This is a genomic window from Mesorhizobium sp. USDA 4413, assembly GCF_056280365.1.
In genome coordinates this window covers 1,559,965-1,581,281 of sequence record NZ_JBVPRP010000001.1, presented here as the reverse complement: position 1 = coordinate 1,581,281, position 21,317 = coordinate 1,559,965, and the positions used below count along the sequence as shown (strand labels likewise).

At 63.6% G+C, this 21,317-nt stretch carries 23 protein-coding genes and 2 pseudogenes; 19 read left to right on the top strand and 6 right to left on the bottom strand.

Annotation, left to right across the window (positions count from 1 at the left end):
- Nucleotides 1-185 precede the first annotated feature (185 nt).
- Nucleotides 186-704 carry an A24 family peptidase gene (locus tag ACVMIM_RS07820; RefSeq protein WP_476111466.1) on the bottom strand — a complete coding sequence of 173 codons (519 nt, stop codon included), beginning with the start codon at nt 702-704 and terminating at the stop codon, nt 186-188.
- A gap of 151 nt (nt 705-855) precedes the next feature.
- Nucleotides 856-1,035, bottom strand: a complete 180-nt coding sequence (locus ACVMIM_RS07815; protein ID WP_476111465.1) for a Flp family type IVb pilin — start codon at nt 1,033-1,035, stop codon at nt 856-858.
- A 344-nt stretch (nt 1,036-1,379) separates the two neighbouring features.
- On the opposite strand from ACVMIM_RS07815, the gene ACVMIM_RS07810 reads away from it, so the two are divergent.
- From ACVMIM_RS07810 to ACVMIM_RS07800, 3 genes are all read left to right on the top strand, one after another.
- Nucleotides 1,380-1,802 carry a pilus assembly protein N-terminal domain-containing protein gene (locus ACVMIM_RS07810; protein WP_476111464.1) on the top strand — a complete coding sequence of 141 codons (423 nt, stop codon included), beginning with the start codon at nt 1,380-1,382 and terminating at the stop codon, nt 1,800-1,802.
- Between the two features lie 141 nt (nt 1,803-1,943).
- The gene (locus tag ACVMIM_RS07805) at nt 1,944-2,537 is read left to right on the top strand and encodes a TadE/TadG family type IV pilus assembly protein (protein WP_476111463.1); all 594 of its coding nucleotides are present in this window, start codon (nt 1,944-1,946) and stop codon (nt 2,535-2,537) included.
- Between the two features lie 38 nt (nt 2,538-2,575).
- Complete coding sequence (locus ACVMIM_RS07800; RefSeq protein WP_476111462.1) at nt 2,576-3,187, top strand: TadE/TadG family type IV pilus assembly protein; 612 nt, start codon at nt 2,576-2,578, stop codon at nt 3,185-3,187.
- A 4-nt stretch (nt 3,188-3,191) separates the two neighbouring features.
- On the opposite strand, the gene ACVMIM_RS07795 is transcribed toward ACVMIM_RS07800, so the two are convergent.
- Complete coding sequence (locus ACVMIM_RS07795) at nt 3,192-4,130, bottom strand: phosphate/phosphite/phosphonate ABC transporter substrate-binding protein (protein ID WP_476111461.1); 939 nt, start codon at nt 4,128-4,130, stop codon at nt 3,192-3,194.
- Between the two features lie 132 nt (nt 4,131-4,262).
- Here ACVMIM_RS07795 and ACVMIM_RS07790 point away from each other — a divergent pair, with 132 nt between their 5' ends.
- The 12 genes and pseudogenes from ACVMIM_RS07790 to ACVMIM_RS07735 all read left to right on the top strand — a co-directional run bounded on the left by ACVMIM_RS07790 (nt 4,263) and on the right by ACVMIM_RS07735 (nt 15,574).
- Nucleotides 4,263-5,495 (top strand): phosphopentomutase, encoded by a 1,233-nt coding sequence (locus ACVMIM_RS07790; RefSeq protein ID WP_476111460.1) that lies wholly within the window; start codon nt 4,263-4,265, stop codon nt 5,493-5,495.
- Nucleotides 5,488-6,378, top strand: coding sequence for a bifunctional DNA-formamidopyrimidine glycosylase/DNA-(apurinic or apyrimidinic site) lyase (gene mutM, locus ACVMIM_RS07785; protein WP_476111459.1), 891 nt, complete (start codon nt 5,488-5,490; stop codon nt 6,376-6,378). The genes ACVMIM_RS07790 and mutM overlap by 8 nt, the downstream gene beginning before the upstream one ends.
- Nucleotides 6,379-6,426: 48 nt before the next feature.
- Nucleotides 6,427-7,200, top strand: a complete 774-nt coding sequence (locus ACVMIM_RS07780) for an enoyl-CoA hydratase (RefSeq protein WP_476111458.1) — start codon at nt 6,427-6,429, stop codon at nt 7,198-7,200.
- A gap of 195 nt (nt 7,201-7,395) precedes the next feature.
- Nucleotides 7,396-7,662, top strand: a complete 267-nt coding sequence (gene rpsT / locus ACVMIM_RS07775; protein WP_140751078.1) for a 30S ribosomal protein S20 — start codon at nt 7,396-7,398, stop codon at nt 7,660-7,662.
- Nucleotides 7,663-8,502: 840 nt separating this feature from the next.
- On the top strand, nt 8,503-10,050 hold the full coding sequence (gene dnaA, locus ACVMIM_RS07770; RefSeq protein ID WP_476111457.1) for a chromosomal replication initiator protein DnaA: 1,548 nt from the start codon (nt 8,503-8,505) through the stop codon (nt 10,048-10,050).
- 202 nt (nt 10,051-10,252) lie between these two features.
- The gene (gene dnaN, locus ACVMIM_RS07765) at nt 10,253-11,371 is read left to right on the top strand and encodes a DNA polymerase III subunit beta (protein ID WP_040994017.1); all 1,119 of its coding nucleotides are present in this window, start codon (nt 10,253-10,255) and stop codon (nt 11,369-11,371) included.
- Between the two features lie 24 nt (nt 11,372-11,395).
- On the top strand, nt 11,396-12,562 hold the full coding sequence (recF, locus tag ACVMIM_RS07760) for a DNA replication/repair protein RecF (protein WP_476111456.1): 1,167 nt from the start codon (nt 11,396-11,398) through the stop codon (nt 12,560-12,562).
- A gap of 101 nt (nt 12,563-12,663) precedes the next feature.
- A complete protein-coding gene (locus ACVMIM_RS07755) occupies nt 12,664-13,419 on the top strand; it encodes a molybdopterin-synthase adenylyltransferase MoeB (protein WP_476111455.1) in 756 nt (251 codons plus the stop codon).
- A 4-nt stretch (nt 13,420-13,423) separates the two neighbouring features.
- On the top strand, nt 13,424-13,912 hold the full coding sequence (locus tag ACVMIM_RS07750; RefSeq protein WP_476111454.1) for a GNAT family N-acetyltransferase: 489 nt from the start codon (nt 13,424-13,426) through the stop codon (nt 13,910-13,912).
- Between the two features lie 56 nt (nt 13,913-13,968).
- Nucleotides 13,969-14,517: pseudogene (locus ACVMIM_RS07745) on the top strand (aconitase X); the annotation flags it as partial.
- Nucleotides 14,465-15,016, top strand: a pseudogene (locus ACVMIM_RS07740) (aconitase X); the annotation flags it as partial. The pseudogenes ACVMIM_RS07745 and ACVMIM_RS07740, both read left to right, overlap by 53 nt.
- A gap of 144 nt (nt 15,017-15,160) precedes the next feature.
- Nucleotides 15,161-15,574, top strand: a complete 414-nt coding sequence (locus ACVMIM_RS07735; protein WP_476117137.1) for an aconitase X swivel domain-containing protein — start codon at nt 15,161-15,163, stop codon at nt 15,572-15,574.
- A gap of 3 nt (nt 15,575-15,577) precedes the next feature.
- On the opposite strand, the gene ACVMIM_RS07730 is transcribed toward ACVMIM_RS07735, so the two are convergent.
- Entirely contained in the window at nt 15,578-16,579 is a 1,002-nt protein-coding gene (locus tag ACVMIM_RS07730; RefSeq protein WP_040994009.1) for a 2-hydroxyacid dehydrogenase, read from the bottom strand.
- Nucleotides 16,580-16,849: 270 nt separating this feature from the next.
- Between ACVMIM_RS07730 and ACVMIM_RS07725 the strand changes: the two genes are divergently transcribed.
- Nucleotides 16,850-17,404 (top strand): SH3 domain-containing protein, encoded by a 555-nt coding sequence (locus tag ACVMIM_RS07725; RefSeq protein ID WP_040994008.1) that lies wholly within the window; start codon nt 16,850-16,852, stop codon nt 17,402-17,404.
- 51 nt (nt 17,405-17,455) lie between these two features.
- Here the strand turns inward: ACVMIM_RS07725 and ACVMIM_RS07720 are convergent, their stop codons facing one another.
- Together ACVMIM_RS07720 and irrA are read right to left on the bottom strand one after the other, a co-directional pair.
- Nucleotides 17,456-17,836, bottom strand: coding sequence for a DUF4260 domain-containing protein (locus ACVMIM_RS07720; RefSeq protein WP_476117135.1), 381 nt, complete (start codon nt 17,834-17,836; stop codon nt 17,456-17,458).
- 10 nt (nt 17,837-17,846) lie between these two features.
- Nucleotides 17,847-18,278: an iron response transcriptional regulator IrrA gene (irrA, locus tag ACVMIM_RS07715; RefSeq protein WP_476111453.1), complete on the bottom strand. Its 432-nt coding sequence runs from the start codon at nt 18,276-18,278 to the stop codon at nt 17,847-17,849.
- Nucleotides 18,279-18,525: 247 nt separating this feature from the next.
- Here irrA and fabA point away from each other — a divergent pair, with 247 nt between their 5' ends.
- The 3 genes from fabA (at nt 18,526) to fabI (ending at nt 21,218) form a co-directional block, all read left to right on the top strand.
- Nucleotides 18,526-19,041, top strand: coding sequence for a 3-hydroxyacyl-[acyl-carrier-protein] dehydratase FabA (gene fabA / locus ACVMIM_RS07710; RefSeq protein WP_027165888.1), 516 nt, complete (start codon nt 18,526-18,528; stop codon nt 19,039-19,041).
- A gap of 114 nt (nt 19,042-19,155) precedes the next feature.
- A complete protein-coding gene (gene fabB / locus ACVMIM_RS07705) occupies nt 19,156-20,376 on the top strand; it encodes a beta-ketoacyl-ACP synthase I (protein ID WP_476111452.1) in 1,221 nt (406 codons plus the stop codon).
- 29 nt (nt 20,377-20,405) lie between these two features.
- Complete coding sequence (fabI, locus tag ACVMIM_RS07700; RefSeq protein ID WP_040994004.1) at nt 20,406-21,218, top strand: enoyl-ACP reductase FabI; 813 nt, start codon at nt 20,406-20,408, stop codon at nt 21,216-21,218.
- Nucleotides 21,219-21,317 lie beyond the last annotated feature (99 nt).

Below are 21,317 nucleotides of genomic sequence, written 5' to 3'. Positions count from 1 at the left end.
CCGGACTTTGCAGCTCCAATCGTCAAAACAAGGTTAATGCAATGCTTACGATCGTGATTAATTTAAGGTTTACTCAAATTGGATGGAACCGCCCGCCGTTAACAAAAAAGGCGGCGTGGGCCGCCTTGCGATCCAACAAAGGGTGCGGGGCGCTTGGGGGTCGCCGACATCAATGCCGCCCAAGTCTATGACGTGAGCCTCTGCAGTGCCCAGACCATCAGCGGCGAATCCGAGAAGGTGATCAGTCCACCCGCGCCCAGGGCGATGCCATATGGGATGCCGACGCTCTCGTCCGCGAAATGGCGCAGAAACCGGTTGTGGCCGGTGTACATGGGGAGCGGCGATTTCCGGTAAGCAAGTATTGCCAGCGTAAGCAGGCCGCCGATGAAAGCCGACGTCACCAGATAGCCGATCAAGTTGATGTTGAGGCCCATCCATAGAGCGGTCGCGGCCAGAAGCTTGGCGTCGCCGCCGCCCATGCCGCCGAGCGCAAAAAGGCCGAACGTCACCGCAAGTACGAGGGCGCCGGCAGCGAAATGCCAGCCATAGGTTGCCCAGTCCATACCGGTGAGCGGCGCGACAAGCGCGAATGTCGCCACCAACAGCACGGGAACACGGTTGGCGATCGTCATCGACAAGGTGTCCGAGACCGCAGCGAACAGCATGCAGAAGGGAAAGACGACGAAGATAACGGCTTGAAGCATCGATTACGGCGCGCTCATGGCAGTTCCGGCGGCATACTAGGCGCGCCGAATTAACGATCGATGAGGGCGGAGGATCAAAATCGGCCGACCGCAAGAAAAAGGGCCGCCAGTTGGCGGCCCTTTTTCTTGTTCGAAAGGCGCGATGCCTTGATCACGGAGACCCGGCGCCGTTAAGCGTGTTGGCAATGTTCTGGAACTTGGCGTTCAGCGAGGTGCCGAGCGCGCCAGCGCCGATCATGATGGCGAGCGCGATGAGAGCGGCGATCAGACCGTATTCGATGGCGGTTGCGCCGGATTCGTCTTTCACGAAACGTGCAATGAGATTAGACATTCGAGAGCTCCTACTCCACGTGTTACAGCACTTCCGTCAACTTCTCTTTGCGGTTGATCGGATGCCGCAAATCTAGGGAGAAGCCGTTTCAATCGGCTTAATAAACAGCCTTACCGATTCCTTTCCGGAGGCGAACCCGCTGCTTGGTTAACCGTGGCCTAAACATCGTCAGGGAGCTCGGTTCCCGGGAAACCGGCGCTTTTGCAATATTGCTAAAACAGCAAGCGTGCTCGACTCATGACACACCTGCAAGCCGATCCTTAATCATGCCAGGCCCCGCTTAACCGTTGCTTCACCAATCTCGTTCATGTTCCGTTGAAGAATCTGCCTGCGGGAGCGCTTCAATGACGTTGTCGAGATCGCTGTTTCCAGTCGCCGCGCTGCTGGCAACTGCCGCCTTGGTGATGCCGGCGAGCGCCGGCGCCGGCATAGAAGTCACCATGAACCAGGCGAAGATCGTCAAATTGTCGCGCGCCGCCGACACGGTCGTGATCGGCAATCCCGCGATCGCCGACGCCTCGGTGCAGGACGCCTCGACCATCGTTCTCACCGGCAAGGGCTTCGGCGTCACCAATATGGTCGTGCTCGATTCCGACGGCAGCCCGATCATCGATGAGCAGGTGACGGTCGTGCGACAGGCCGCCTCCTCCGTACGCATCTACAGACGCGCCGAAGTCCAGACCATGTCCTGCACGCCCTATTGCGAGAGCGCGTTCAAGAGCGAGGCCGAGAAGGCTTCCGAAGCCGAAATGAGCGCCGGGCACTGAGCCCTGCGAGGGGCGAACCCCACGGGCATTAAAGACAGCTTAAAGCTTGCCAGGCGAATTTAACGATCATCCAAACCGGAACTCAATGGGTTTTCGCTAACCTTGCCGCCGGTACCGCAAGGGGATCGGCAGGAACGCGATATGAGCAAGGATGCCACATCCGGCAACGGCACGGACAGCGAGGTGCGCGCCAAACCGCGGCCCGGCTTTTTCAGCGATAGGCGCGGCAGCACGGCGATGGAATTCGCGATGCTGGCCATACCGTTCGCGCTTCTCGTCTTCGCCATCCTCGAGAGCTGCATTTCGTTCGCCGGCCAGGAGGTGATGGCCAACGCCACCGACGATGTTGCTCGCCAGCTGCGAACCGGGCAGTTGCAGAGGACGAACGTCACCGAAGCCTCCATCAAGCAGCTGATCTGCAGCAGGCTAGAGATCATGGTGGCCAAGGACTGCCCGGGATTGCTCGTCGATTTACGCGAGTATCCGAGTTTCGCCGACGCCGCCACGGCGGGCTTCAAGATCGTCGACGGCGACATCGTGCTGGTGCAAGGCACCAACTCGATGACCTTCACGGTCTCGCCGGGACTGGCGGAGTCCATCAACATGTTGCGAGTGTTCTACAAATGGCCGGTGATGACCGATTTCCTGGCCAAGTCGATGGCCAATCTGAAAGACGGCAACACGCTGCATTTCGCATCGGTGACCTGGCAGAACGAACCATTCGACGACAATTGAGGCTGCTCGACGGCTAAAGCCGCGGCGTGGAGGACGATATGCATAGTGCGGGGGCACTCAGGGGGATTTCGCCGAAGGTGGAGCGGTTTTGCCGCGATCGCCGCGGCGTCGCGGCGATCGAGTTCGCGTTCATCGTTCCGGTGCTGCTCATCATGTATTTCATCACGATGGAAGCCTCGCAGGCCATCGAGACCAGCAAGAAGGTCAGCCGCATCGGCAGCATGGTCGCGGATCTCGTCACGCAGCAGCAGACCGTCCAGAAGGCCAACCTCGATGCCATCATGAAGATCGGCACATCGACGCTGCAGCCTTACAACCGTTCGTTGCCGACGATCATCATCACAGGAATACAGATCACGGACGAAGCGTCGCCCCAGGTGCAGGTTGCCTGGTCGCGCAAGCTGGTGGGCGCCACCTACAGCGCCGACGCGGCCGTGAACTCGATCACCACCGTGCCGGCGACGCTGAAAATCCGCAACACCTTCCTGGTCCGCGTTGAGAGCGACCTCGGCTACAAACCCATCATCACCTGGTCCGCCAGCAATTCGCAGGGGCTCGGGCTGACCTCGGCTTTCAGCAACATATCGATGAGTGAAACCTACTATCTGAGGCCCCGCCGGAGTCCGACGATACCTTGCGGCGACTGCTGACACGCTATTCCTGCCCCGCCCTATCCTGCCGCACGATCGCCACCGCCATCGCATAATCCCTCCGCTCGGCCGGCGCAAAACCGCCGGAATGCACCCGCTCCAGCAGGTCGTACACATCGGGCGTCTGTGACTTGAGATTGGTCAGGAAGACCGTCAGCCGGCGCTTTGCCTCGGGGTCGAGATCGCTGCGGACGGCGTGCGGGCCGTAGCGCAAAAGGCCCGAGATCCACAACACGCGAAGCGACGCCTCAGGGATACCGGCCGCCTCCAGCCGCGCGACCGTGCCGTCGGAATGGCTGGGCTGGCCATCGGAAGCGGCCGGCTCCCAGCCGAACAGGGCGTCCGCCTCGCCGCCGGCCAGCATCGTCTCGGCCGCGGTGGCCGAGGCGGCACGCTCCAGGAAGGGCGAATCCCGCGCGATCTTGACGCCTTCGGCCGAGAGCGCCGCCAGCGGCAGCAACGCGCCGCCGACATTCTCGGCCGGCGCGATCGCGATCCGGTGCGCAGCCATGGCGGCGAGGTCCGGAAGCCTGCCGTCGCGCGTCACCAGGACGGAACGGATGCCGACGGCGCCGTCGGCATCGATCGGCGCTACCAGAGGTTCGACACAGCCGCAGCGCTCCGAAGCCGTGGCATAGGCGAGAGCCGAATAGACCGCGTATTGCACACGTCCGCTCGCCTGCGCCTCGATCAGCGCCGCGTAGTCGCGCGCAACGACGAACTCGACCTTCATGCCGAGCGCATTGGCATAGGCGTCGGTCAAGCGCGCGAGCCCGGGAACGGTGTTGCCGCCGCCCGGTTCAGCGACGACGCCGATGCGGAATGTGCCGATGTCGTCACGCCAGTCGGCGCGGGCCGGCCAGGAGGCAACGCCGAACGCCGCGAGAGCGGCCGCGCACATTTTCACGGCGTGCCCCGCCGCGGTTTTGCTGCGCCTTGCCATATCCCCTTCGCTCCCGCCGCATCCGCGTCTCGCCGCAACCATGACGCCAAGCCGTTGCGGTTTGGTTTCCGATTTGCCAATACCGCCGGGGAACCTTATGTCTGGTTGTCGGGACTGACAACAAAGATACCCATGGCGCGCGCGTTCCTGTTTGTTCTCGATTCTTTCGGCATCGGCGGCGCGGCCGACGCCGAACGCTATGGGGATGCCGGCGCGGACACGTTCGGACACATAGTCAAGGCCTGCGCCGACGGCCGCGCCGACAGGCAAGGGCTGCGCGGCGGACCGCTCGCGGTGCCCAACATGATGTCGCTTGGGCTTGGCCTGGCGGCGCGAACTGCGACGGGACTCGGCATCGACGCGCCGCTGGTTGCCTCGGCCTTCCATGGCGCCGCCCAGGAAGTGTCGAGCGGCAAGGATACGCCCTCCGGCCACTGGGAGATCGCCGGCCTGCCGGTGCGTTTCGATTGGGGCTATTTTCCCGATACAGTGCCGGCCTTCCCGGCCGAGCTGACCGACGCGATCGTCCGCGAAGGCAAGCTGCCTGGCATCCTCGGCAATTGCCATGCGCCCGGAACCGCGATCATAGAGCGGCTCGGCGAAGAGCATATCCGTACCGGCAAGCCGATCTGCTACACCTCGGTGGACTCCGTATTGCAGATCGCCGCGCATGAAACGCATTTCGGCCTGGAGCGGCTCTATGAGCTTTGCCTCACGGTGCGCCGGCTTGTCGATCCGCTCAAGATCGGGCGCGTGATCGCGCGGCCGTTCGTGGGCGAGACGCCCGCTACGTTCCAGCGCACCCACAATCGCCGCGACTATGCAGTGCCGCCGCCGGAGCCGACCCTGCTCGACCGGCTGGCCGGGCGCGGTAGCAAGGTCATCGCCGTCGGGAAGATCGGCGACATCTTCGCTCATCGCGGCATTTCGGAAGTGCGCAAGGCCGGCGGCAACATGGCGATGTTCGACAAGGCGCTCGGCGCCATGGACGACGCCCGCGACGGCGATCTGGTCTTTGCCAATTTCGTCGATTTCGACACCGAGTTCGGCCACCGGCGCGATGTCGCCGGCTATGCCGCGGCGCTCGAAGCCTTCGACCGCCGGCTGCCGGAGGCGCTGTCGCGCATCGGGCCGGGAGACCTTCTGATCCTCACCGCCGACCATGGCAACGATCCGACCTGGCCCGGCACCGACCATACGCGCGAACGCGTTCCGGTGATCGGCATCGGGCCAGGGCTGAAGGGCGGCGACATCGGGCTCAGGCCGACCTTCGCCGATATCGGCGAAACCGTCGCGGATCATCTCGGCCTGGCAACCGGTCGCCATGGAACATCCTTCCTCGCAACGATAGGCGGACATGCCTGAGTTGCCTGAAGTCGAGACGGTCCGGCGCGGACTGCAACCGGTCCTGCAAGGGGCGAGGCTCGTCAAGGTCGAGGCACGCAGGCCCGACCTTCGCTTTCCTTTTCCCGAGCGCTTTTCGGAGCGGCTTACCGGCAAGACCGTGACCGCACTTGGCCGGCGCGCCAAATACCTGACGATGCATATCGAAAACGGCCCGGTTCTCATCTGCCATCTCGGCATGTCGGGATCGTTCCGAGTCGAGACAGCCGGGAGCAGCGACATACCTGGCACCTTCCATCACGAGCGCTCGAAAAGCACGGCGCATGACCATGTCTTGTTCGACGTCGCCTCGACAACCGGCGAGCGATCGCGCGTCATCTTCAACGATCCGCGCCGCTTCGGCTTCATGCTGTTTGCCGAAGGGCCGCCGGACACACATCCGATGCTGGCGGGGCTCGGCATCGAGCCAACCGGCAACGCGCTCGACGGCCCCCTGCTCGCCTCGCTGCTGAAGGATCGCAGGTCCCCGCTCAAGGCAGCGCTGCTCGACCAGCGGCTGATCGCCGGGCTCGGCAATATATATGTCTCGGAAGCGCTGTGGCGCGCCGGCCTGTCGCCGCTGCGCGAAGCCGGCACCATTGCTAGGTCGGCCAAGAAGGCGAAACAGCAAAGCGAACGCCTCGCCGGGGCGATCCGCTCAGTCATCGCCGATGCGATCGCCGCCGGCGGCTCCTCGCTGCGCGACTATGTCCAGGCCGACGGATCGCTCGGCTATTTCCAGCATTCCTTCGCGGTCTATGACCGCGAGGGAGAGCCATGCCCGAAGCCGGGTTGCCGCGGCCATATCGAACGCATCGTGCAAAGCGGCCGCTCGACCTTCTATTGCCGGACCTGTCAGCGGTAAGCTAGGAACGGTAACGATCAACCCATTGCCGCGGAAGGAGGCGAACCCATGGCCTATGAAACCATTCTCGTGGAAACACGCGGCAAGGTCGGGCTGATCACGCTGAACCGGCCCAAGGCGCTCAATGCGCTGAACTCGCAAGTCCTTGGCGAGGTCGTGGCGGCGGCGGGGGCGTTCAACGCCGATCCCGCGATCGGCGCGATGGTGCTCACGGGCTCGGAAAAGGCGTTTGCCGCGGGCGCTGACATCAAGGAAATGCAGGCGATGTCCTTCGCTGACGCCTACACGCAGGACTTCTTTGTCGGTTGGGAGGAATTCACGCGCACGCGCAAGCCTGTCATCGCGGCGGTCGCGGGCTATGCGCTCGGCGGCGGCTGCGAGCTGGCCATGATGTGCGACTTCATAATCGCCGCCGACAATGCCAAGTTCGGCCAGCCCGAAATCACGCTCGGCGTCATGCCGGGCATGGGCGGATCGCAGCGGCTGACCCGCTTCGTCGGCAAGTCGAAGGCGATGGACATGTGCCTGACCGGGCGGATGATGGACGCGGCCGAAGCCGAGCGGAGCGGGCTGGTATCGCGGGTGGTGCCGGTCGCAGAGCTCATTGAGGAAGCCCTGAAGGCGGCGGCGAAGATCGCCGAGTTCTCGCTGCCGTCGGTGATGATGACCAAGGAGGCCGTCAACCGTGCTTACGAGACGACGCTCGCCGAAGGGCTCCGCTTCGAACGCCGCCTTTTCCATTCGCTGTTTGCGCTCGACGACCAGAAAGAAGGCATGGCCGCCTTCGTCGAGAAGCGGAAGCCGAATTTCACCAACCGCTAGGCCATGCCGCCGATGACAGAAAGCGGATGACGACGCGCCGTGTTTTCAGTCTCCAAAAAGACTGCCCAGTGGCGTTGACGCGCCGGAAAAGCTGAACTATAAGGCGCACCAACCGAGGCGGCCCTGTGGCTGCCCGTTTGTTTTTTGCGCCCTGCGGCATCCCGTTGGCGCTCACCAGATCAGAAGAGAGGCATCATGGCCAATACGTCCTCGGCCAAAAAGGCAACGCGCAAGATCGCCCGCCGCGCGGCGGTCAATAAGAACCGCCGCTCGCGCGTCCGCACCTATATCCGCAAGGTCGAAGAGGCGCTGGCCGCCGGCGACAAGGCCGCGGCAGTAGAAGCCTTCAAGGCGGCGGAGCCGGAATTGATGCGCGCCGCCACCAAGGGCGTCGTCCACAAGAACACGGCTTCCCGCAAGGTCTCGCGACTCGCTCAGCGCGTCAAGACGCTGTCGGCCTGACCGACATAATCCTCGATCCATCGATGTGGAACCCGGTCGCACAGGCCGGGTTTTTTCGTTTGCCGGCAAGTACTTAAAAAATTTACTCGTGAGCAACGCTTGTGGCGCGAATCCAGCGCCAGTAATGTTTTGCCGGCATATTCAGCGCCGCTGATATCGGCACGCCCTCCCCGCGGCAGCTGCCCAAATTTGCCTGTCAAGAAATCAGTAGTTTTTTCATGGACTTACGGCGGGTCATCCACAGCTTGTTCAACTCACGGTCAGGCTAAAGGGGAGAAGTAGCTGTCAAGAGAATTATTTCAGAATATTTCGCTTCGGCCGGCCTTTTTCATATTCGCCGGAAAAGGGTTTGAATCACAATGGCTTTGTCAAAACGCGCCGTCCGGACACCCGATTTCAAGCCCTGTCCGGTAACCAGATTCGTTAAAAAACCGTTAGATGTGGCCTTGCCCTATCCACAGCGATTTCGGTAATGTCCATCCATCGAAGGGACGGGCTCTAGCCCCTAACCTAGCCTGAATCGGCCAGCACAAAATGGCAGAATTCATGACGTGGAGCAATTCCGCGTGCGGCTTGGTTTGTCTCTTCGGTGCGGGTAGGGGACTGGCGTAATTGTACATGGCAGTCGATGTCTCGCCGGCGTTTCGCCGGAGGGTGGCGTATTGCCTTGTCTTTGTCGAAAGCCGGCGTGCGGAGCCGGCAGTCGGTCCCTTGCGCGAGTTGCGACGATCGTTGCCGGCGGCGGCAGCGGCAGCGCGGCAAAATGAGGTCGCCGGACCAAGGATGCAGGAGGCGCATCCCCGGCGGAAAAAGGGTACGAGAAGACAAAGGGACTTGATCATGCAGAGCGGCATCGAGAGGGAGATAGCGGGCGAGCTCCCATTTCCAGCAACTTTTGTCGAAGGGCGCGACGCGGTGCCATCCAGCGACGCGGAACAGAAGTTCGAACGGGTCAAGGCTCAGCTGAAGGCGCGCCTTGGAGCAGAGGTCTATTCGAGCTGGTTCGGTCGCATGAAGGTCGCCGAGGCCTCCCGCGGTGTTGTCCGTATCTCCGTGCCGACAGCTTTCCTGCGGTCCTGGATCAACGGCCACTATCTCGAGCTCATCGCTGAGCTGTGGCGGCATGAGGATCCGGACGTCCTCAAGATCGAGATCGTCGTGCGCACCGCCACGCGCCAGGGGCGCAATCATGTCGAGCCGGAAGTGGCGCCGGCGCGCAAGATGACAAAGCAGACGCACACCGCGCTCGCCAACGGCACCGCGAGCGCCGGGCGCGTGGAACAACGGGCGCCGGCACCGCGCCCGGGCGCGCCCGCGGAACCGGAGTTCCGCCACAATGTGCTGGGGTCGCCGCTCGACCCGCGCTACACATTCAGCTCCTTCATCGAGGGGCCGTCGAACAGAGTGGCCTTCGCGGCGGCGAGGGCGGTGGCGGAATCGCAGTCGAGCGCGGTGCGTTTCAACCCGCTTTTCCTGCATGCGACCGTCGGGCTCGGCAAGACGCACCTGCTGCAGGCGATCGCCGCGGAATCGCTGAGGCACAACCCGAAGTCGCGCGTCGTCTACCTGACCGCGGAATATTTCATGTGGCGCTTCGCCACCGCGATCCGGGACAACAACGCGCTGACGCTGAAAGAGCAGCTGCGCGACATCGATCTCTTGATCATCGACGACATGCAGTTCCTGCAGGGCAAGTCGATCCAGCACGAATTCTGCCACCTCATCAACATGCTGCTCGACAGCGCCAAACAGGTCGTGGTCGCGGCCGACCGGCCGCCATCGGAACTGGAATCGCTGGAGCCGCGCGTGCGTTCGCGGCTGAATGGCGGCGTGGCGCTGGAAATGTCGGCGCCGGATTTCGCCATGCGGCTCGGCATGCTGAAGCTGCGCCGCGCCATCGCCAAGACCGATGATGCCTCGCTCGACATCTCGGACGAAATCCTGGAGCATGTCGCGAGCACGGTGACCGGCAGCGGGCGCGAGCTCGAAGGCGCCTTCAACCAGCTTCTGTTCCGCCAGTCCTTCGAGCCGCAAATCACCATCGACCGCATCGACGAGATCCTCGGTCATATCTACCGTTCCGGCGAGCCGAAGCGGGTGCGCATCGAGGACATCCAGCGCATCGTGGCCCGCCACTACAACGTGTCGAAGACGGAGCTTCTGTCCAACCGGCGCACGCGCACGATCGTCAAGCCGCGGCAGGTGGCGATGTATCTGTCGAAAGTGATGACGCCACGCTCGTTGCCGGAGATCGGGCGGCGCTTTGGCGGCCGCGACCACACGACCGTGCTGCATGCCGTACGCAAGATCGAGGACCTTTCGGGCGGGGACAACACGCTGGCGCAGGAACTCGAACTGCTCAGAAGGCTGATCAACGACCAGGCCTGAGGGAGTGCAGAAATAGTCGGGCGACGTACTTCGCCGGCTTTATCCCCAGAAAGCCCGCGCCGCCGGCCGTAACCGGTGCCGCGGGCTTGCGTTCGCAGGCTTTTTACTGTCAGCTTACGGAGATTCTGGAAGCCTTTCAGGGCTTTCGCGGGATGCCGCCTGCCGGTGACCCGTTCATTCATTGAAGCGAGCCTGTTTCGTCATGCGTGTTATCCTGGAACGGTCAAATCTCCTGAAGTCCCTCAACCACGTCCACCGCGTGGTCGAGCGGCGCAACACCATACCGATCCTGTCCAACGTGCTGCTCAGCGCCGAGGGCGCCAGCCTCGAGATGAAGGCGACGGACCTCGACCTCGAAGTGACGGAGGCGACCCCCGCCAAAGTCGAGCGTGGCGGCGCGACGACGGTGCCGGCACATCTGCTCTACGATATCGTGCGCAAGCTTTCAGACGGCGCCGAGGTGATGTTGAAGACGGATGAGGACGGCAACGCGATGACCGTCACGTCCGGCCGTTCGAGCTTCCGTCTGCAGTGCCTGCCGCAATCCGACTTCCCTGAGCTTTCGGCCGGTTCGTTCTCGCATATCTTCCGGCTGGAATCGGCGGCGCTCAAGGGGCTGATCGACAAGACCCAGTTCGCCATCTCCACCGAGGAGACGCGCTATTATCTCAACGGCATCTTCCTGCACACGCATGAGGTGGGCGGTAAACTGAAGCTGCGCTCGGTGGCGACCGACGGACACCGCCTGGCGCGCGCCGAGATCGACGCACCGGCGGGCTCGGAAGGCATGCCCGGCATCATCATCCCGCGCAAGACGGTGAGCGAACTGCAGAAACTGGTCGACGATCCCGATGTGGCGGTGACCACCGAACTGTCGGATACCAAGATCCGCTTCACCATCGGCAGCGTCGTTTTGACCTCGAAGCTGATCGACGGGACCTTCCCCGATTATCAGCGCGTCATCCCGACCGGCAACGACAAGAAGCTGATCATCGACCGCCAGAGCTTCGCCGCGGCGGTGGATCGCGTTTCGACCATTTCCTCCGAACGCGGCCGGGCGGTGAAACTGTCGATCAATGACGGCCAGCTCACCTTAGCCGTCAACAACCCCGACTCTGGCAGCGCCACCGAGGAACTGGCGGCCGACTATTCGTCGGACCCGATCGAGATCGGCTTCAACGCCAAATACCTGCTCGATGTCGCCGCCCAGCTCACCGGTTCCGAGGCCAAGTTCATGCTGGCCGATGCCGGTTCGCCGACGCTGATCCATGACATGGCCGACGAAACCGCGCTCTATGTGCTGATGCCGATGCGGGTGTAGCTTGAACGAGCCTCGCATGTCGCCGTGACCGAGGATAACAGACAACTTCGGCAGCAAAGCTATATAAGTAAGTTGACGCTTACCAATTTCCGCAACTACGCGGCGCTTTCGCTCGACCTTGCGCCCGGCGCGGTGGTGTTGTCGGGCGATAATGGCGCGGGCAAGACCAATCTCCTGGAAGCGATCTCATTCCTGACTCCCGGCCGGGGCCTGCGCCGCGCGCCCTATGCGGATGTTGCGCGCGAAGGCGGCGATGGCGGCTTTGCCTTGTATGCGCGCATCGAAGGACCGGAAGGCCAGGTCGAGATCGGCACCGGCATTTCCGGCGGCGACACCGCTGGCGAAGGCGGCAGGAAGGTGCGGATCAACGGTGCGCCGGCGCGATCGGCCGAGGATATGCTGGAATGGCTGCGGGTCGTCTGGCTGACGCCGGCGATGGACGGGCTGTTTCCCGGGCCGGCGGCGGACCGTCGCCGCTTCCTCGACCGTCTGGTGCTGGCCATCGACCCCGGCCATGGCCAGCGCGCGCTCGACTATGAGAAAGCCATGCGCGGCCGTAACCGTCTGCTTACCGAGGGCTCCCGCGACGGCGCCTGGTTCGACGCGATCGAGACGCAGATGGCCGAGACCGGGGTGGCGATCGCCGCGGCGCGGACCGAGCTGGTGCGGCTGCTTGCCGCCATGATCGACAGATTGCCCGGTAGTGGGCCGTTTCCGCAGGCCGACATCAGCCTTGCCGGCGACCTGGAGAGCGAGGTCGCCGTCGCGCCGGCCGTCGATGTCGAGGAGCGCTTCCGCCGCGCGCTTGCCAACGGCCGCGAGCGCGATCGTGCCGCTGGCCGCACGCTGGACGGTCCGCACCGCTCCGATCTCCTGGTGCGGCACCGGCCGAAGTCGATGCCGGCGGAACTGTGCTCGACCGGCGAGCAGAAGGCGCTGCTGGTCGGCATCGTGCTGTCGCATGCCAGGCTGACCGGCGAGATGTCGGGACTGACGCCGATCCTTCTCCTGGACGAGATCGCCGCGCATCTTGACGCGGGCCGGCGCGCGGCGCTGTTCTCGATCCTGGAAGAACTGAACTGCCAGGCCTTCATGACCGGTACGGATGCCGCCTTGTTCTCGAGCCTTGTCGGCCGGGCGCAGTTCCTGACAGTCGATTACGGCAGCGTCGGACCGACGGCCAGCTCTTGACGCGACCGACGTGCATGACAGGGCTTCGCTTTGCATTGGCGGGACGAGGCTTCGCCTCGCACATGCATGACAAGATTTTCTCACCGCTATAAGGTCCAGCCATGACCGACGCCGCCCTGACCGACGAAGAGCTCGAACGCTATGCCCGCCACATCGTGCTGCCGGAGATCGGCGGGCCGGGCCAGCAGAAGCTGAAACGGGCGCGGGTGCTGGTGATCGGCGCCGGCGGACTCGGTGCGCCGGTGCTGGAATATCTTGCCGCCGCCGGCGTCGGCACGCTTGGCATCGTCGACGACGACACCGTTTCGCTGTCCAACCTGCAGCGGCAGGTGATCCATGGCAGCGACACGATCGGCATGGCCAAGACCGACAGCGCCGCAGCGGCGATCATGCGCATCAACCCCAACGTCGCGGTGGAATCGCATAGCCTGAGGCTGACGGAACAGAACGCCCCTGCCCTCGTCGCCCGTTACGATGTCGTTGTCGACGGCTCCGACAATTTCGAAACGCGCTACGCCGCCGCTGATGCCTGCGCCAGTGAGAAGAAACCCCTCGTCACGGCCGCCGTCGGCCGCTTCGACGGCTCGGTGACGGTGTTGAAGCCGTTCGAGACAGGCGCGGACGGCAAACGCAATCCGAGCTATCGCGATCTGTTTCCGGAAGCTCCGCCCGAAGGGCTGGTGCCGTCCTGCGCCGTTGCCGGCATCGTCGGCGCGCTGACGGGCGTCATCGGCACGCTGGAGGCGATGGAAGCGGTCAAGTTGATCACCGGCATAGGTGAGCCGCTGATCGGCCGGCTGCTGCTCTATGACGGGCTCACGGCCCGCTTCGACACTATCCGCTACAAGGCCGTCTGAGCGCATGGACCAGACCGTCGGCATATCCATAACCGGCCTTCCGGCGGATTTCGACCGGTGGGACGACCTGCTCGCGCTGGTCCGGCGCGCCTTCGCCTATATGGACGGGGTCATCGACCCGCCCTCCTCAGCGCATCTTTTGACCGCCGATACGCTTGCAGAGAAGGCGAAGCGGGAAGCGGGATTTCTGGCTCTCGAGAACGGCCGCATCGTCGGCTGCGTCTTCGCGCTGGAGCGGGCGCGGGATTTCTATGTCGGGAAGCTCGCGGTCGAGCCGCGGCTCCAGGGCCAGCGCATCGGAACCCGGCTGATGCGGGCGGTCGAGGATCTTGCCCGCGAACGCGGCAAGGATGCGATCGAGCTGCAGACCCGCATCGAGCTGACGGCAAACCATGCGGCCTTCGCCCGGCTCGGCTTTCGCGAGACCGAGCGTACGGCGCATGAGGGCTATGCCAGGCCGACCTCCATCACCATGCGTAAGGTGCTGCCTTGAGCCTTTCGCTCAGCCCGGAAGAACAGGCGATCGCCGCCAGGCAGGATGGCGCGGGCATGGCGATGCGCATCGTCGCCGAAAGCGCCCGGCTGCTCGGCGCGCCGCGGCTGATCCCGATCGCCTCCACGCATATCGACGGCGCGCTGTATCACGGCGACTCCGGCACGCTGTTCGCCGAAAAACTGGTCGAAGGCGGCGCGAAGGTCGTGGTCCGCTCGACGCTCAATCTCGGTGCGCTCGATCTGATGGGGTGCTCGCGCATCCGGCTGGAGGAGCCGCAGCGCAGCATGGCGCGGCGGATGATGGAGGCCTATCGCAAGCTCGGCTGCGAGCAGAGCTGGACCTGCGCGCCCTATCAGGCCGGACACAGGCCCGCGCTCGGCAGCGATGTCGCCTGGGGCGAGTCCAATGCGGTCGTCTTCTGCAATTCGGTGCTGGGGGCCCGCACCAACCGCTATGGCGATTTCCTGGACATTGCCTGCGCCATCACCGGCCGTGCGCCGGATTACGGCCTGCATCGGCCCGACAACCGCCGGGCGCGGCTCGTTTTCGATGTCTCGCACCTCTCGCCTTCCTTCCTTGGCTCGGAGATCGCCTGGCCTATCCTGGGAAGCCTTTATGGCCGCGAGGTGGGCAACGCGATCGTGTGTCGTCACCGGCGTGACCGCCCATCCCGGCGAAGACGCGCTGAAAGCCTTCGGCGCGGCGGCCGCCTCGTCCGGCGCCGTCGGCCTGTTCCACATTGCCGGCGTGACGCCCGAAGCGCCCGACGTCGAAGCCATTCTGGCCGGACCGGAGCCGGAAGCGGTGATCCGCGTGACGACCGACATGGTTGCCAAGGCCCGCGCGGGCCTGTCGACCGCCGCGGCGACCGAAAGCATCGACGCGGTGGCGATCGGCAGCCCGCATCTGTCGAGCGCCGAGTTCGACAGCCTGGAGCGCCTGATCGCCGGGCGTCGGCTCGCTGTGCCGATCTATGCCTGCACCGGCCGCCACGCGCTCGCCCTGCTGGAGCGGGACGGCCGGCGAAAGAGGCTCGAGGCAAGCGGCGTCGTCATCGTCGTCGACACATGCGTGGTGGTTACGCCGATCATGCCGGAGCTCGGCAACGGCGTGCTGATGACCAATTCGGGCAAGTTCGCCCATTTACGCGCCGGGCAACACCGGCTATGCGGTGCTCTATGCCTCGCTCACCGACTGTGTCGAAAGCGCGGTGCTGGGCAAGCCGGTCTTCACGGATATCGCCGCATGAGCGCGACATCCGAAATCCTGGTGCCGGGCAAAGCGGGCGAAGGCGAAGCGCTGGTGCTGACGGCGCCGATCAGCTTCTGGGGCGGCGTCGACCCGAAAACAGGCCGCATCGCCGATGTTCGCCATCCGCAGCATGGCGAGGTCATTGCCGGCCGCGTGCTGTTCCTGCCGGGCACGATCGGGTCGTCGTCGGCTTCGGCGGTGCTGATGGAGCTCGTCCACAACGGCCGGGCGCCGGCCGCCCTGGTGCTGCACGAACCGGACGCCATCCTGCTGCTCGGCCTGATCGTCGCCCGGGAAATGGGCTGGGGAACGCCGATGGCGGTCCGGCTTGGCCGAGATGCGTTCGAGACCTATGGCGGCAGGGTGAGAATAGCCGAGGATGGCGCTCTCACCGTCTCCGGCGAATAAGCCTCAGGTCCTGAGCGGCAGGACACGATCCGGTGGGCGGTGGCCGTCGAAGAAGGCGCGGATGTTGATGATCACCTTCTCGCCCATGTCGATGCGGCCCTCGAGCGTGGCCGAGCCCATATGCGGCAGCAGAACGACCTTGCCCTTGTGTGCCAGGCGCAGCAGCTTGCTGTTCAGCGCCGGTTCGTGCTCGTAGACGTCGAGGCCGGCTCCGGCGATCTTGCCGTCATGGATGAGCTTGATCAGTGATTCCTCGTCGATGATGTCGCCGCGCGCGGTGTTGACGATATAGGCCGAAGGCTGCATCAGCGCGAGGCGACGGCCGGACAAAAGGTGGAACGTTGCCGGCGTCGACGGGCAGTTGACCGAGATGATGTCCATGCGGGCCAGCATCTGGTCGAGGCTTTCCCAGTAGGTCGCCTCCAGCTCCTCCTCGACCGTCGGCAGCACGCGGTGCCGGTTGTGGTAGTGGATCGACAGGCCGAAGGCCTTGGCCCGCCTGGCGACCGCCGTGCCGATGCGGCCCATGCCGACGATGCCGAGCCGCTTGCCCCAGATGCGCCGGCCGAGCATCCAGGTCGGCGACCAGCCGGCCCATTTCTTCTCGCCGGTCAGCACACTGGCACCTTCGGCGAGCCTGCGCGGCACGGCGAGCATCAGCGCCATGGTCATGTCGGCGGTGTCTTCCGTGAGCACATTCGGCGTGTTGGTGACCGTGATGCCCTTCTTGGCGGCCGCCGCGACATCGATCTTGTCGACGCCGTTGCCGAAATTCGCGATCAGCTTGAGGTTCTCGCCCGCCTGGGCGATCAGCGCGGCATCGATATGGTCGGTGATGGTAGGGACCAGCACATCGGCTTCCTTGACCGCAGCGACCAGCTCGGGCTGTGTCATCGGCCGATCCTCGACATTCAGCCTTGCATCGAACAGCTCGCGCATGCGTGTTTCGACCGGATCGGGCAGCTTGCGCGTGATGACGACGAGGGGCCGTTTTTTGCCTGCCATTTTATCCCCGAAGCTTCCTAGATCAGAATGACGTTTCGTTGAATCGTCATCCTGATCCTACTCTTTTTTGGAGCATGATCTTTTCCGAAAACCGGTTCCCACTTTTCGGGGTCGTGCTCTCGAAACCGATCTCGTTGAGACCTCCTTAACCAAGACCGGCGAAACTTGTAGCCAGTCGCGGCATCAGCCCACTCCTGTAACAAGCGGTGCCGCCGAAGACAAAGAAAAAGGGGCGCTCATCCCGACGGACCGGCGCCGAAAGGAACGAAAGTGTCTGGTTTCGCGTCGCTTCGCCTGGCCTTCAGCGCAGCCATTCTCGGCGCCCTGCTTTGCGCGCCGCAGGCTTTGGCGCAAAGCGCGGCAGCACCCGCCCAAACCATAACGCTCGGGCCGAGCGGCCTGCCGCTGCCGCGCTTCGTCAGCCTGAAGCCGGCCCGGGTCAATTCGCGCGTCGGCCCCGGCGCCAATTATTCCGTCAACTGGATGTATCTGAAGGCCGGCCTGCCGATGGAAGTCATCCAGGAATTCGACACCTGGCGCCGCGTGCGCGATGCCGACGGCTCGGAGGGCTGGATCAATCAGTCGCTGCTTTCCGGCCGCCGCACCGCGATTGTCGCGCCCTGGCAGCGCGGCAAGGGCGGGCGAATCAACCTGCTAGACGAACCCGACAAGGACGCCGGTGTCGTCGCCATTATCGAGCCGGGCGTGATCGGATCGATCAAGAAATGCGACGGCCAATGGTGCGAGATGACCTTCGATGGCCACACCGGCTGGATGGCGCAGTCGCAGGTGTGGGGCGCCTATCCCGGCGAGAAGGTCAAGTAAGATTTGTCGATAATCGGACGAAGCCCGGCCTGACCTCGGTCTCGACCGAGCCTAACCGGCCGCGCCTTTGCGCTCGCGCCCGATACGGCCGAGATGCGTATCCTGAAAACCGGTGGGTAATTTCAGGCCGTAGCCGAGGGCACGGTCGATGGCGATGTGCGTGATCCAGATGAGCGCCACGGCGGTGGTGACCGGCCCGGCGAGCAACGCGCCCGCAAGCAGAAGCACGAGCGGAGCAATCAGGATATGCAAGGCATTGTAGGTGACCGCGCCGACGCGGGGCCCGGCGAGATAGCCCAGCATCGACAGGTCCGGCACAAGGATGAGCAGCGCAAACAGCCACCATGAAAAGCCGAACATTGCGTAGCAAACGATAGCCAACGCAGCGATGGTGGCCCATTCAAACCGGACAATCAGGTCGACGGGCCGCATCGCCACGGGATCAGTCGTCGCGTTTCGGGCGAAGCCTCACGACGATGTCGACATTGGCGATTTCCATGCCCTCCGGCGGTGCCGGCAGGTTGGAGACGGTGACCGGCCCGCTTTCGATGTCGAAAATGCGGTTCTCGCCTTCGATGTAGAAGTGATGGTGATCGGACGTGTTGGTGTCGAAATAGGTTTTCGAGCCTTCGACCGCGAGGATACGCAGCAGGCCGGCCTGGGTGAACTGGTGAAGCGCGTTGTAGACCGTCGCCAGCGAAACCGGCACGCCGGCGGCGATCGCCTCCTCGTGCAGTTCCTCGGCCGAAAGGTGGCGGTCGCCCTTGGCGAAAAGCAGATCGGCCAGCGCAATGCGCTGGCGCGTCGGCCTCAGGCCGGCTTCACGAACCCGCTTGTCCACAGCGACATTTTCCTTCCGGTGGCCCGAATCCATCTCTTCGCGTCGAAGCTTGCTGCCCAGCCCATCAACAGGTCCAGAATGGCAAAAAGACGTCAAATGCCAAAACCGGACATCAGCAGACATATATTCTGTAGTCCGAATGCGATCAATAGCGCGCATTGACCCGGGCAGGCGCACGGGTTAAGCGCAAACGCCGGTTTCCGGCCGCAAACAGAGTGTGTTAGGAAACCAACGAGAAGGGCGCCCTGCCGCCCGCGAAGAACACGGGGACAGAAATTTGATGGCGGGTCAAAAGTCCAGCTACGATTACGAGGAACTGCTTGCCTGCGCCCGCGGCGAGCTGTTCGGACCGGGCAATGCCCAGCTGCCCTACCCACCGATGCTGATGTTCGACCGCATCACCGAGATCAGCGAGACCGGCGGCGCTTTCGACAAGGGCTTCATCCGCGCCGAATTCGATATCAAGCCGGATCTTTGGTTCTTTGCCTGCCACTTCATCGGCAACCCGATCATGCCGGGCTGCCTCGGCCTCGACGCCATGTGGCAGTTGACCGGTTTCTATCTCGGCTGGCTGGGCGAACCCGGCAAGGGCATGGCGCTTTCGACCGGCGAGGTGAAGTTCAAGGGCATGGTGACGCCGTCGGTCAAGAAAGTCGAATACGGCGTCGACTTCAAACGCGTGATGCGGGGCCGGCTGGTGCTCGGCATCGCCGATGGCTGGCTCAAGGCAGACGGCGAACCCATATACGCAGCTACGGATCTGAAGGTCGGTCTGTCCAAGCAGTCGGCCGCCTGACCGTTTTCGCCGCGGCGTCGCGTAGCCAATGGGCGCCACGTCAGTTTATTTGCGTATGATCACAAGCGAAAACCGGCTAGGTTTTTCGCCCGAATACGCCGGAAGGAGTTGCGAATGAGACGGGTCGTAGTGACAGGGCTCGGCATTGTGTCGTCGATCGGCAACAATGCCAACGAGGTGCAGAGCTCGCTTTACGATGCCAAATCCGGCATCAGCTTTTCCGATTCCTTCGCCGAACACGGCTTTCGCTGCCAGGTCTGGGGCGCGCCGACGCTCGATCCCACGCCGATGATCGATCGCCGCGCCATGCGCTTCCTGAGCCAGGGCGCGGCCTGGAACCACGTCGCCATGGACCAGGCGATCGCCGATGCCGGCTTAAGCGAAAGCGATATCACCAATGAGCGGACCGGCATTGTGATGGGCTCCGGCGGACCTTCAACCCGGACCATCGTCGAAGCGGCCGAAACCACGCTCAAGAACAACAGTCCCAAGCGCATCGGCCCGTTCGCCGTGCCGAAGGCCATGTCGTCGACCGCGTCGGCCACCTTGGCGACATGGTTCAAGATTCACGGCGTCAACTATTCGATCTCGTCGGCCTGCTCGACCTCCGCGCATTGCATAGGCAACGCCTATGAGCTCATCCAATGGGGCAAGCAGGACGTGATGTTTGCCGGCGGCCACGAGGATCTCGACTGGACCATGTCGGACCTGTTCGACGCCATGGGCGCCATGTCGTCGAAGTTCAACGACAAGGCGTCGACCGCTTCGCGCGCCTACGACGTCAACCGCGACGGTTTCGTCATCGCCGGCGGCGCCGGCGTGCTGGTACTGGAGGAACTGGAACACGCCAAGGCGCGCGGTGCCAAGATCTATGCCGAGATCGTCGGCTATGGCGCGACATCCGACGGCTACGACATGGTCGCTCCTTCGGGCGAAGGCGCTATCCGCTGCATGCGGCAGGCACTTTCCACGGTGTCATCGCCGGTCGATTACATCAACACCCACGGTACCTCGACGCCGGTCGGCGATTCCAAGGAAATGGGCGCAATTCGCGAGGTGTTCGGCGACAAGATGCCTTACATCACCTCGACCAAATCGCTCACCGGCCATTCGCTGGGAGCGGCCGGCGTGCAGGAATCGATCTACTCGATCCTGATGATGCAGGGCGGCTTCATCGGCGAGAGCGCCCATATCGAGGAGCTCGATCCGGAATTCGAGGGCATGCCGATCGTGCGCGAGCGTATCGACAACGCCAAGATCGACACCGTCCTGTCCAACTCCTTCGGGTTTGGCGGCACCAACGCAACGCTGATTTTCCAGCGCTATTCCGCATAGAGCCGGCGTTTTTATAAGGATTGCCTTTTATGGACGGGTTGATGAAGGGCAAGCGGGGGCTTGTCATGGGGGTCGCCAACGACCATTCGATTGCCTGGGGCATCGCGAAGAAGCTGTCGGAACATGGGGCGGAGCTCGCCTTCACCTACCAGGGCGACGCCTTCGGGAGGCGGGTCAAGCCGCTGGCCGAGAAGGTGGGAGCCTCGCTGATCGTGCCCTGCGATGTCGAGGACAGCGCCTCGGTCACCGCGACCTTCGAGACGCTAGGCAAGGCCTGGGGCGGGTTGGATTTCGTGGTGCACGCCATCGGCTTTTCCGACAAGAACGAGCTGAAGGGCCTATATGCCGACACCAGTCGCGACAATTTCGTGCGCACCATGGTGATCTCCTGCTATTCCTTCACCGAGATCGCGCGCAACGCCGCCGCGCTGATGGGCAATGGCGGCTCGATGATCACGCTCACCTATGCCGGCTCGGTCAGGGTGATGCCGAACTACAACGTCATGGGCGTCGCCAAGGCCGGGCTGGAGGCCAGTGTACGCTATCTCGCCAACGACTACGGTCCGCGCGGCATCAGGGTGAACGCCATCTCGGCCGGGCCGGTGCGCACACTCGCCGGCTCCGGCGTTTCCGACGCCCGCCACATGTTCTCCTACCAGCAGCGCAATTCGCCTCTGCGGCGCACTGTGACCATCGACGAAGTCGGCGGCTCGGCGCTCTACCTGCTCTCCGACCTGGCATCGGGCGTCACCGGTGAGATCCATTATGTGGATTCCGGTTATCACATCGTTTCGATGCCTGCACTGGAGGAACTGAAGCAGAACGACGGCGCGCGGGAATAGTTTGCGATCACGACAGTAGCCCTCCAGTAAAATTGCATGCATCAGCGGAAACTCATTTTAAGGAGATGTCCGCTATAAGGTCCGTAATCTAGGAACCAT